We start from the raw sequence: 11,972 nt of genomic DNA, 5'->3' as shown, positions 1-11,972 counted from the left end.
ATGTTCTTAGGCGATTATTTTCAAAATATTCAATCTACTTATAAAAAAATTTTTTTTTCAGGAATTTCTTTTGATAGTACTCAAATAAAAAAAAATAATATTTTTTTTGCAATTAAAGGAAATAAAATAGATGGTAATTACTTTGTGTCATCTGCAATCTCTAACGGTGCAAAAATAATAGTAACTGAAAAAAAAATTAATGGACATAAAAATGGTATTTTATTTATTCACTCAAATAATATTAGAAAGTTATTAGCTGAAATATCATTTAAAATTAATAACAAAATTCCAAATAATATTATTGCGGTTACGGGTACAAATGGAAAATCCTCTATTTCTGATTTTTATTATCAAATATTAGATTTGAATAATAAAAAAGTTGCATCAATTGGAACATTAGGGATTAAATCAAAAAAATATAAAAAAAATTTATCTAATACTACAATAGACCCAATTCAATTAAGTAAGATTTTAAATAAATTAAAAAAACAAAATATTAACAATGTCATTATGGAGGCTTCTAGTCACGGTCTAAGTCAAAACAGGCTGGATGGCTTATTATTTAATACAGGAATATTTACAAATTTATCACAAGATCATTTGGATTATCATAAAAATACAAAAAATTATTTAAAAGCGAAACTATATTTATTTGAAAAATTAATTAAAAAGAGGGGGAATATAATAACTGATGAAAAAATACCAGAATTCAAAAAAATAAAAAATATAGCAACCAATAAAAATTTAAATCTTTTTTCATTATTAGATAAAAAAAATAATTTTCAATTCTTGTCTCATCAATATGAAGGTGAGTCTCAATTGTTGGAGATAAAATATAAAAATTCAATTCATAAAATTAAGCTTAATTTGATAGGAAAAATTCAATTTAAAAATGTATTAATGGCAGTCATTGCCTCAATCAAAAGTAGTATCAATATTAAAGACATACTTAATATAATACCAAAAATTAAGTCTGTAGAGGGAAGATTTGAAAGAGTTGGCAGGATAAAAAACAACTCAAAAGTAATTTTAGACTACGCACATACACCTGATGCTTTAAAAACTTGTCTTAGAAATATAAAAGAACAATTTCCAGGTAAAAAAATAACTTTAGTGTTTGGTTGTGGTGGAAATAGAGATCAAAATAAAAGAGCTAAAATGGGTAAAATTGCTGATATTTTTTCAGACAAAATTTATCTTACTGATGATAATCCAAGACTAGAACAACCTAGCAAAATAAGAGAAGACATAAAAAAAGGAATAAAAAAACAAAAAGTATTAGAATTTTCTAATAGAGCTAAGGCAATTGCAGAGGCAATAAAACATTTAAATACAGGTGAGATTTTACTTGTAGCTGGAAAAGGTCATGAAAAAGTTCAAGAAATTGGTGAAAAAAAAATTTTTTTTTCAGATAAAAAAATTATTCTTGATGCAATCAAGAGGAAAAATTTAAATTTATCAAATAATTTAAAGGTTAATATACTTAACGAACTTAGTGTAGAAAAAAAATTATCTAACCAAATCTCTCTGGAGAAAGCTAGAATTAATTCAAAAGAAATAAAAAAAAACGATATCTTTTTTGCAATTAAGGGAAAAAAAAATAATGGTAACAAATTTATAAGTGAAGCTTTCAAAAAAAAAGCATCAATTGCAGTAGTTAATAAAATTGAAAAAAAAATAAATATTTCTCGTCAAATTAAAGTTAAAGATCCTCTTAAATTTTTAACAAAAAGTTCTGAGTTATATAGAGAAAATATAAAAACAAAAATTATTGCTATTACAGGTAGCTGTGGGAAAACCACATTAAAGGAATTATTAGGTAACTCATTAAACCAATTATCTAAAGTAGGTATTTCCCCTAAATCTTATAATAATAAGTATGGAGTTCCGTTAAGTCTTTTTAATTTAGATCAAAAAAATAATTATGGAGTTTTAGAAATTGGGATGGATAAAAAAGGTGAAATTGATTATCTCTCTAAAATTGTTAAACCAGATGTTAGTTTGATTACTAACATTAGTTATGCACATGCTAAGAATTTTAAAAATATAAAACAAATTGCTTTAGCAAAATCAGAAATAATAAACAACACAAAAATTAATGGTTTTATTGTTCTAAACGCAGATGACAATTTTTATACTTTGCATAAAAAAATAGCTAATAAAAGAAAACTTAAAATTTTATCATTTGGTATTGATAATCAAAATGCAAATATAAAACTGGCAAGTATTAAAAAATTTTCCAATAAGTTTAAAGCAACAATTAGAGTAAATAATTTAAAAACTTATTTTTTTATTTCTAATAATTTTCAAAACAATATCTTAAATATTTTAGCCACCCTATCTGTAATGAGTATTTTTATAGATATATCTAAATTGAAAAAAAATATTTTTATAGGTTTTAAAACACCACATGGCAGAGGAGATATTGCTAAAATTAAGATTGATAACAAAAAATTAAACTTGATAGATGAAAGTTATAATTCAAACCCGTTGTCTCTTAAATCTGCAATTTTAAATTTTGATAAAATTAAAATTAACAAAGGAAAAAAATATTTATTATTGGGTGATATGTTGGAACTAGGAAAACACTCAAAAAAACTTCATCTATCTATAGGAAAAATAATCAATAACACAAAGATAGACAAAGTCTTTGTTAGAGGGAATAATGTTTTATTTGCATATAATTCTATTTCAAAAATGAAAAAAGGTAGGGTGTTGAATAACAACTCACAAATAATTGATTTGATTAAAAATGATTTAGATAATAATGATTATCTCATGGTTAAGGCCTCAAATGCGACAGGATTTAACAAGATAATAAGCGAAATCAAAGGATAAAAATAAATGCTTTATCAATTTTTACTTAATTTCATTGATACCTTTGGGTTTTTAAACGTTTTTAAATACATCACCTTTAGAACAGGATTATCCTTATTTACCTCATTAACTGTAGTTTTGTTAATTGGAGGACCTTTTATAAATTTTTTTTCAAATAGAAAAATTGTTAATCCTATACGTGACGATGGTCCACAAGATCATATTGTAAAAAAAATTGGTACTCCAACAATGGGAGGAGTAATCATTTTGTTTGGATTACTATTTTCTGTTTTCTGCTGGGGGGATTTATCAAACATAAGTATTTTATTTTGTGTTTATATTGCCATTTCATTTGGTTTACTTGGAGCTTTTGATGATTATAAAAAAATAAAATATAATAATTCTTCAGGAATTTCGTCTAAATTTAAAATATTATCACAGATTATATTAGCTATATTAGGAATTAGTTTATTTGTTTATTTTATTGATTATCAAGAAATTACTAATTTATATTTTCCATTTTTTAAAAATTTAATAATTAATCTTGGATGGTTTTTTATTCCTTTTTCTGTATTTGTAATTGTAGGTTCATCAAATGCAGTAAATTTAACTGATGGACTTGATGGATTAGCTACAGTTCCTGTAATTTTAGTTGCAGGTTGTTTTGCTTTTATAAGTTATGTAACTGGAAATATTGTTTTTTCTGATTATTTACAAATCCCATACATTGAAGGCACTGGCGAAGTTTCAATTTTTTGTGGTGCAATAATAGGATCATGTTTAGGATTTTTATGGTTTAATGCCCCACCTGCTAAAATTTTTATGGGTGATACAGGCTCTTTAGCGCTTGGAGGCTCTTTAGGCGCTGTTGGAATAATTACAAAACATGAAATAGTATTAGCAATTACAGGTGGGCTGTTCGTTTTAGAGGCTGTTTCGGTAATGGTACAAGTAATTTCTTTTAAATTAACTGGAAAAAGAATTTTTAGAATGGCACCAATACATCATCATTTTGAAAAAAAAGGATGGCCAGAGTCAACTGTGGTAATTAGGTTTTGGATAATTTCAATCATTTTAGCAATGATAGGTTTGGCAACTTTAAAATTAAGATAATGATTGAAGATAAAAATATTTTTTTAGGAAAAAAAATATTAATTTATGGTCTGGGAAAAAGTGGAATCGCTTCATATAAATTTTTAAAAAATAAATCTAAAGTATATTTATTCGACGATGATTTAAAAAAAAAAATTAGAAACAAATCATATCAAAGACTAAAAAGTATTCAGTCAATATCTAAAATTAAGTTTGATAGTATTATTATCAGTCCTGGTATTGATGTTTTAAAATGTAAATTATCTAAATTTCTTAAAAAGAATAAATCTAAAATTTATACAGATTTGGATGTATTCTACTCATTTTACAAAAATAAAAGCATCACTATCACTGGAACTAATGGAAAATCAACCACTGCTAAAATATTACATGAAGTTTTATCAGACCAAAAGTATGACTGTAGATTGGTTGGAAACATCGGAAATCCAGCATTATGTGAAAAAAAAATTACTAAAAATACTTTTTTTGTGGTCGAAGCTTCATCATATCAATTAGATTATAGTCAATTATTCACCTCTAAATACTCAGTAATACTTAATATAAGTCCTGATCACATAGAGAGGCATAAAAATTTAAAAAATTATATTAGTGCTAAATTTAGGCTATTAGATTTACAGTCTAGGGAGTCTACAGCATTTATAAAAAAAAAAGACGTATTAATAAATAAAAAGTTAAATAGCAAAAGATACAATCCAAAGATTATTAAAGTTGATTTAAAAAAAGCTAATAAAATGATTAAGCTAATAAAAAATAAATACTTTTTATCTGCAGGTAACTTAGAAAATCTATCATTTATTTTAAAGATTTCAGAAGAATTAAATTTGAATAGTAAAATATTAATTAAAACCTTAAATAGATTTAAAGGATTAAAATATCGACAACAAATTATCTATGAAAATAAAAATTTATTAATAATTAATGATTCGAAATCAACAAGTTTTGCCTCATCAGAAAATTTATTAAAGAATTTAAAAAATGTTTATTGGATTTTAGGTGGCATCCCTAAAAAAGGCGATAAATTAAATTTATCTAAAAAGCACTGTAAGAATTTTAAAACATTTGTGTTCGGTAACCACTATAAAAAATTTGAAAAAAATATTAAAAATAAAATGCCTATCAATCATTTAAAATATTTAAAAGATATATTAAAAGAAATATTTTCTGATTTAAAAAATAAGAAGTTAAAAAAAAAAATCATATTTTTTAGTCCAGCAGGAGCATCATTTGATAGTTTTAAAAATTTTGAAGATAGGGGAAAATATTTTAACAAATTAATTAAAAAAATTCTTAATGCAAAATAATATTTTTTTATTTAAATTTTATTATCAATGGTGGAAGAATATAGATAAATCAATATTTTTACTTATTAGCTTATTATTTATAATTGGACTTTTTTTCTCGTTAGTTTCTACATCATTAATTGCTTCTGATAAATTAGATACAAATAGTTACTTCTTTTTTTTAAGCATTTAATCTATATTTTTATTGGAATTTTTATAATTTTTATTTTTTCTTCTTTAAAAACTAATCAATTATTTCATTACTCATATTTTCTTTTTTTTATTACTTTGGCTACTTTACTTTTAGTTCCTATTATTGGTGTTGAAGTTAAGGGGTCAAAAAGATGGATAGATTTATTTTTTTTACCAAGATTTCAACCAATTGAATTATTAAAACCCTTTTACATTATCATGATTTCAACTATTTTATGTAGTGTCAGAACTTCAAATATTTATTTAAAATATTTATTATCAATAGTCCTAGTATCAATAATTGCTTTATTTCTTATAATGCAGCCAGATATAGGTCAAACTCTTCTTGTTATTTTCTCTTGGGCAGTTTTAATTTTTACATCTGGAGTAAATATCTTTTTACTTCTTGGTCTTTCCATTATTGCTATTATTTCATTAGCTTACTTAATTATGTACGTACCTAAGTTTGATTATATTCAAGGTAGGATTTTTTCTTTTTTTAATAGAGATACAGGAACACATAATTTTCAATCTGACAAAGCTATCGAGTCCATTACAAGTGGTGGTTACTTTGGTAAAGGAATTGGTGAAGGAACTTTAAAAAATCTAGTTCCGGAAGCACACACAGATTATATAATCTCTGTAATTTCTGAAGAGTTTGGTGTTGTTGCCATAATATTAATATTATTATTATTTTTAATATTTATTTATATGGTTTTTAAAAAAATAAACTTTGAAAAAGATGATAAAATTAAACTTGTTTTAATTGGATGTGTAAGCTTAATTTTAATGCAGGCAACTATTCATATAGGTGTTAATATCAGATTGTTTCCCACCACAGGTATGACCTTACCATTTTTGAGTTATGGAGGTTCTTCAATAATAAGTATCTCAATAATATCAGGCATAATCTTAAATTTAACAAAAAGAAAAATAGAAAATTAAAATGACAGGTAAGATTTTAATCTCTACGGGAGGATCTGGTGGCCATGTTATTCCTGCAATTACAATCCATGATCATTTAAAAGAAAATTATGATATATCAATTTCAAGTGATGTTAGAGGTCTTAAATATCTTGATGATAAATTTTATAAGATACTAGTTATTGATACACCCAAGTTAAATAATTTAATTTTATTTCCATTATCAATTTTAAAAGTATTCTTTTTAGTTTTAAAATCATTGATAATATTAAAAAAAGAAAAAATTCAAATTCTTATTTCTACTGGTGGGTACATGTCACTACCATTATGTATAGCAGCCTGGATATTAAATATAAAAATTTATTTGCTAGAACCTAATATGGTAATTGGAAGGGCAAATAAATTTTTTCTTAAATTTTGCAAAAAAATTATATGTTATTCTGAGAATATTATTAGTTTTCCAAAAAAATATAAAAATAAATTAAATATTATAAATCCACTTATAAGAAAAAAATATTATAATAAAAAATCAAAAGAAAATAATAATAATAATAACTTTACTTTAATAATAATAGGAGGGAGTCAAGGTGCACAAATATTTGATAAAATTTTGCATGAGTCAATTATTAGGGTTTCGAAGTTTAAAACTTTAAAGGTAATTCATCAAACAAATCAAAAAAATATAGATAATCTCAAAAATCTATATTTAGAAAATAAGATTGATAATACTGTTTTCAGTTATGATCAAAATCTTAATTTATTAATAGATCAAGCCGATTTGTGTATCACAAGATCTGGTGCCTCTAGTTTAGCTGAAATTTCTTTGTGTGAAAAACCATTTATTGCCATTCCATTACCAAGCTCTAAAGATAACCATCAATTAGAAAACGCTAATTATTATAAAAATAAAGGTTGCTGCTGGGTTGTTGATCAAATTAATTTTGATAAAAAAAAATTTGAAGATTTGATATTAAACATATTGAGTAATAAAGATGAAATACTTATAAAAAAAAATAATTTAAAAAAATTAAATTATCAAAACACCTGGAATAATGTTAATCAAAATTTATTAAATATTATTAATGAAAATTAAATTAGCAAAATCAGAAATTATTCATTTTATTGGAATTGGTGGAATAGGTATGAGTGGATTATCACTTATAATGAAGGGTAAAGGATTTAAAGTTCAGGGCAGTGATATTGCAAACAATAAAAATATTGAAAGATTAAAAAAAGATAAAATTAAGATTATAATTGGACATAAAAAGCAAAATATTAACAAAGCAACAATTGTAGTAGTTTCTTCTGCAATTAAAAAAAATAATCCTGAATTAATAGAGGCAAAAAAAAAACAACTGCCGATTTATAAAAGAGGAGAAATGCTAGCTAATATTGTTTCTTTAACAAAAAATATTGTAGTTGTTGGTTCTCATGGAAAAACAACTACAACATCACTAATAGCCTCGATTTTTCAAGAGACTAAAATAGATCCAACCATTATTAATGGAGGTGTGATAAATTCTATCAACAATACTGCAAAACTTGGTAAAAGTGACTGGTCTATCTTAGAAGCTGACGAGTCTGATGGTAGTTTTGTCCACGTTCCACCGACATATTCAATAATAACCAATATAGATAGAGAGCATATGGATTTTTATAGCTCTATGGATGAGTTAAATAATTATTTTATTAAGTTTGTAAAAAAAGTTCCATCCTTTGGAAAATCTTTTATTTGTATTGATGATAAGAATAATAAAAATTTGATTAAGAGGCTGAGTAATAAAAATTTTTATACATATGGAACAGATACAAAATCAAATTTTTGTATTAGAAATATTAAACAATCAAAAGATTATTCTGAGTTTGATTTAAAGATAATTTTGCCAAATATAAAAAATAAATTAATTAAAAAAATTAAGATACCTTTATTAGGAATACACAATATTAGAAATTCAGTTGCAGCATCAGCTTTGGCTATTACAGTTGGATTAACAGTTTCAAGTATTAAAAAAGGATTAAAAAACTTTAAGGGTGTTCAAAGAAGATTTAATAAAATTTTCACATTTAATAAAGTCGACTTTTTTGATGACTATGCCCATCATCCAACTGAAATCAAATTTGTGCTAGAAGGAGTAAATAAAGTTTATAAGGGATATGAAAAAGTATGTATTTTTCAACCACATAGAATATCAAGATTAAAAGACTTAAAAAAAGATTTTACTTATGCATTTAAAAATGCAGATAAACTAATCTTACTTCCTATTTATACAGCAGGAGAAAAAATATCATTAGGTTTTAAATATGAAAGTTTTGCAAGAGAAATAATCAAAAACTCAAAAGTAAAACTGTTTTTAGCGGATGATAGATTTCAATTAGCGAAATATATTAAAAATAATATTTATGGAAAAAAAATAGTTATTGGAATGGGTGCAGGGACTATCTCAACTTGGATGAGAGAAATGCCTAAATATTTATAATGAGCATTAACCAAAATGATTTGTTATCAGAATTTAATGAAAATATTAAATTTGATTATAATTTAAAAAAAAGGAATTGGTTTAATATAGGTGGTAATGCTAAAATTTTCTATAAAGCTGAAAATTTGAAAGAATTAATTAAATTTTTAAAATTAATAGAAAATAAGGAAAAAATATTTGTTCTAGGAGGGGGCTCAAATACTCTAATTACTGACAAAACTTATGATGGTGTTGTAATAAAGTTATCAAATAATTTTAATAATATTTCCCTTCTGTCAGAAGACATAATTATTGCAGGAAGTGCTGTTAGTGATAAATCACTTTCAGAATTTGCAATGGATAATAGTTTGGGTGGATTTGAATTTTTATCTTGTATACCTGGCACGGTTGGGGGAGGTATAAAAATGAACGCAGGTTGCTTTGATAGAGAATTTAAAGATATCCTAATTTCAGTACAAGCTATAAATAAATCAAGACAAGTTGTTACAATTCCAGCAAAAGAGATTGATTTTAAATATAGAGATAGTGGATTACCTAATGATTTAATTTTTTTAAGTGCATCTTTTAAGGGTTTTAGTAAAAAATCAGATTTGGTTAAGAATGAAATGATAAAATTAAAAGAAAAAAAAGAAAAAGCACAACCTACAAAAATTAAAACAAGTGGAAGTACTTTTAAAAATCCATTAGGTCAATCAGACAAAAAAGTTTGGCAATTAATAAAAGAGTCAGTTCCTCTAGAAAAATCATTTGGGGATGCTGGTATTTCTGAAAAACATTGTAATTTTTTTGTAAACAAAGGCAATGCTAAATTTGATGATATGAAAAAATTAATAGAATTTGTGTCTGAAAGTGTTTTAAAAAAAACTGGTGTAAAGCTACAAACAGAAATAAAAATTTTAGAATAAATTGAAAAAAAAAATATTAATACTTGCTGGTGGAATTTCAAAAGAAAGATTAATTAGTCTTGATACGGGTTTACAAGTAGCAAAAGAGCTGAAAAAAAATGGTTATAAAGTTAAAATTTCTGAACCAGATAGCAGTTTGTCAAAAAATATTAATCAATTTAAACCAAATGTTATATTTAATGCGTTACACGGACAGTTTGGCGAAGATGGTTATATACAAACCATCTTAGAAGGATTTAATATACCTTACACTCATTCAGGAGTAATTGCTTCTTCATTAGCAATGGATAAAGCAATATCTAAAAAAATTTTTATACAAAATAAAATTAATACTCCAAAATATATTAAATATTCTTATAAAGAAAATAATTATGACTTAATAAAAAATATTGAAAAGAAACTAAAATTTCCAGTTGTACTAAAACCAATAAATGAAGGCTCAAGTGTAAACGTTTTTATTTGTACAAAAAAAAATATTTCAAAAATTTTAAGCTTAATGAAAATTTATAAAGAGATAATTATAGAAGAATTTATTGGTGGAAGAGAAATTCAGGTTGCAATCATGGGCAATAAAAAATTAGGAGCAATAGAGCTAAAACCAAAGAGAAAATTCTATGATTATGAGGCTAAATACAGTGCAAACGCAAAAACCGAACATATAATTCCAGTTGAGCTTCCAAAAAATAAATTAAATGAGGTAATGGACTTATCACTTAAAGCACACAAGGTTATTGGCTGTAAGGGAGTTACAAGATCAGATTTTAAATTTTTTAAAGATAAGTTTTATTTACTTGAGATTAATACTCAACCAGGAATGACAAAGTTATCTCTTGTTCCAGAAATAGCAAAATATGGGGGGATATCTTTCATAAAACTAATTGAGTGGATTTTAAAAAATGCAACAACGAAAAAGTAAAAAAATTTTAATATATTTTTTTTTACTACTAGTAGTTGGTTCAATAAATAATATCAATTTTAATCGTTTAAAATTACAGAATATTAATAATATTAATATTGTTGGATTAGATATTGAGGACAAGTCATCTTTACTTAAAAAAATAAACAATTTAAATCTCAATAATATTTTTTCAATCAGTAAGATTGATCTAGTTAATGAAATTGAATCAAATTCTTTGGTAGAAAAATATTCTATTTTTAAAAAATATCCATCTTCACTAGATGTAAAGATTGAGAAAACTAAATTTTTAGCAAAAATAAATAAAAACGGTCAAATTTTCTACATCGGCTCTAATAGAAAATATATAAAAAAAGACTTTTTAGATAATCAATTACCTTTTATTTTTGGAAACCCAGAAATAATCGAATTTTTTAATGTTAAAGAAATTATTGATAAATCTCAAATTTCCTTCACAGAGATAAAAAATTTATATTTTTTTCCATCTAAAAGATGGGATTTAGAATTAAGAGATAATACTATAATAAAATTGCCAAATGATAATATTAGTCTTGCTCTTAATTTAGTAATAGAATTTTTAGACGATAATAAATTTATAGATGCAAGAATTGAAAATCAAATTATTTTAAATGATTGAAGAAACTAATTTTGAAACTTTTCTGTTTATTTCTAAAAACAAATATCAAATATTTGTTTTTGATAAAAATAATTTAAAAAATTTATACAATGAGGAAATTAAGATTAATGATGGGATTGAACTAGACAACCTTTCAAAATTTCTTAATGAAAATATTTATAAAATTGAGAAAACGATAAATAGTTTTATTAGAAATATCATTTTGATTTTAGAGGATGATAAAGTTATAGATGTCAGTATATCAATAAAAAAAAAAGATTATGAAAAAAATATAGATCGAAAATATCTAGAAAACACCCTAGTAGAAGTTAAAGATATTTTTAGAGAAAATTATCAAGATCAAATCATTATGCATATGATTATTATAAATAATGATGTGAATGAAAATAAGTTTTTATTTAATAATCCTAATATAAATGTTGATTATTCATTTTTAGAGGTGAAATTCATTTCTATTTCAAATAGCTTTACTTATATGTTTGATAAGTTATTGGAAAATCATCAAATCAAGATTGGACGCTATATGTCAGGGAATTATATTAAAAGTTATATTGGTGATGATGCAACCGAGTTATCTGAGATGGCAAATAAATTAAATAATGGCCTGAATGAAAATGAAGCTCAATTAGTTTCAAAAAGTATTGAAAATAAAGGTTTTTTTGAAAAATTTTTTCAATTATTTAGCTAAAAGTGTTTTTTCTAGTAATATTT

Annotated in this window: 11 protein-coding genes; all 11 read left to right on the top strand. The window is 23.9% G+C overall.

Annotated elements, in window-relative coordinates; all coding sequences use genetic code 11:
- The 11 genes from ACIJYA_RS05430 to ACIJYA_RS05380 are packed head-to-tail and all read left to right on the top strand — an operon-like array spanning position 1 to position 11,949.
- Positions 1-2,838: a UDP-N-acetylmuramoyl-L-alanyl-D-glutamate--2,6-diaminopimelate ligase gene (locus ACIJYA_RS05430; protein WP_435087834.1), complete on the top strand. Its 2,838-nt coding sequence runs from the start codon at positions 1-3 to the stop codon at positions 2,836-2,838.
- Between the two features lie 6 nt (positions 2,839-2,844).
- On the top strand, positions 2,845-3,930 hold the full coding sequence (gene mraY / locus ACIJYA_RS05425; protein WP_435087832.1) for a phospho-N-acetylmuramoyl-pentapeptide-transferase: 1,086 nt from the start codon (positions 2,845-2,847) through the stop codon (positions 3,928-3,930).
- Entirely contained in the window at positions 3,930-5,231 is a 1,302-nt protein-coding gene (gene murD / locus ACIJYA_RS05420) for a UDP-N-acetylmuramoyl-L-alanine--D-glutamate ligase (protein ID WP_435087831.1), read from the top strand. The genes mraY and murD overlap by 1 nt, the downstream gene beginning before the upstream one ends.
- Positions 5,221-5,403, top strand: a complete 183-nt coding sequence (locus ACIJYA_RS05415) for a hypothetical protein (RefSeq protein WP_435087829.1) — start codon at positions 5,221-5,223, stop codon at positions 5,401-5,403. The genes murD and ACIJYA_RS05415 overlap by 11 nt, the downstream gene beginning before the upstream one ends.
- On the top strand, positions 5,403-6,347 hold the full coding sequence (locus tag ACIJYA_RS05410; RefSeq protein WP_435089268.1) for an FtsW/RodA/SpoVE family cell cycle protein: 945 nt from the start codon (positions 5,403-5,405) through the stop codon (positions 6,345-6,347). Before ACIJYA_RS05415 ends, ACIJYA_RS05410 begins: the two co-directional genes overlap by 1 nt.
- A gap of 1 nt (position 6,348) precedes the next feature.
- Positions 6,349-7,419, top strand: coding sequence for a UDP-N-acetylglucosamine--N-acetylmuramyl-(pentapeptide) pyrophosphoryl-undecaprenol N-acetylglucosamine transferase (locus ACIJYA_RS05405; protein WP_435087827.1), 1,071 nt, complete (start codon positions 6,349-6,351; stop codon positions 7,417-7,419).
- A complete protein-coding gene (gene murC / locus ACIJYA_RS05400; protein ID WP_435087825.1) occupies positions 7,409-8,803 on the top strand; it encodes a UDP-N-acetylmuramate--L-alanine ligase in 1,395 nt (464 codons plus the stop codon). Before ACIJYA_RS05405 ends, murC begins: the two co-directional genes overlap by 11 nt.
- A complete protein-coding gene (murB, locus tag ACIJYA_RS05395; protein WP_435087824.1) occupies positions 8,803-9,708 on the top strand; it encodes a UDP-N-acetylmuramate dehydrogenase in 906 nt (301 codons plus the stop codon). The genes murC and murB overlap by 1 nt, the downstream gene beginning before the upstream one ends.
- Position 9,709: 1 nt before the next feature.
- Entirely contained in the window at positions 9,710-10,624 is a 915-nt protein-coding gene (locus tag ACIJYA_RS05390) for a D-alanine--D-alanine ligase (RefSeq protein WP_435087822.1), read from the top strand.
- The gene (locus ACIJYA_RS05385; RefSeq protein WP_435087821.1) at positions 10,605-11,261 is read left to right on the top strand and encodes a cell division protein FtsQ/DivIB; all 657 of its coding nucleotides are present in this window, start codon (positions 10,605-10,607) and stop codon (positions 11,259-11,261) included. Before ACIJYA_RS05390 ends, ACIJYA_RS05385 begins: the two co-directional genes overlap by 20 nt.
- On the top strand, positions 11,254-11,949 hold the full coding sequence (locus ACIJYA_RS05380; protein ID WP_435087820.1) for a hypothetical protein: 696 nt from the start codon (positions 11,254-11,256) through the stop codon (positions 11,947-11,949). The genes ACIJYA_RS05385 and ACIJYA_RS05380 overlap by 8 nt, the downstream gene beginning before the upstream one ends.
- Positions 11,950-11,972: the final 23 nt, after the last annotated feature.

The organism is Candidatus Pelagibacter bacterium nBUS_29 (assembly GCF_051200905.1).
Classification (GTDB): Bacteria; Pseudomonadota; Alphaproteobacteria; order Pelagibacterales; family Pelagibacteraceae; genus Pelagibacter.
Note: the sequence above shows the minus strand (reverse complement) of the source record. Positions and strands in the feature narration are given on the sequence as shown.

Excerpts from the sequence above, each read along its gene's own strand:
- murD (WP_435087831.1), top strand. The coding sequence starts at position 3,930 with ATGATTGAAGATAAAAATATTTTTTTAGGAAAAAAAATATTAATTTAT.
- ACIJYA_RS05415 (WP_435087829.1), top strand. The coding sequence starts at position 5,221 with ATGCAAAATAATATTTTTTTATTTAAATTTTATTATCAATGGTGGAAG.
- ACIJYA_RS05380 (WP_435087820.1), top strand. The coding sequence starts at position 11,254 with ATGATTGAAGAAACTAATTTTGAAACTTTTCTGTTTATTTCTAAAAAC.
- ACIJYA_RS05405 (WP_435087827.1), top strand. The coding sequence starts at position 6,349 with ATGACAGGTAAGATTTTAATCTCTACGGGAGGATCTGGTGGCCATGTT.
- murB (WP_435087824.1), top strand. The coding sequence starts at position 8,803 with ATGAGCATTAACCAAAATGATTTGTTATCAGAATTTAATGAAAATATT.
- ACIJYA_RS05430 (WP_435087834.1), top strand. The coding sequence starts at position 1 with ATGTTCTTAGGCGATTATTTTCAAAATATTCAATCTACTTATAAAAAA.
- murC (WP_435087825.1), top strand. The coding sequence starts at position 7,409 with ATGAAAATTAAATTAGCAAAATCAGAAATTATTCATTTTATTGGAATT.
- mraY (WP_435087832.1), top strand. The coding sequence starts at position 2,845 with ATGCTTTATCAATTTTTACTTAATTTCATTGATACCTTTGGGTTTTTA.
- ACIJYA_RS05385 (WP_435087821.1), top strand. The coding sequence starts at position 10,605 with ATGCAACAACGAAAAAGTAAAAAAATTTTAATATATTTTTTTTTACTA.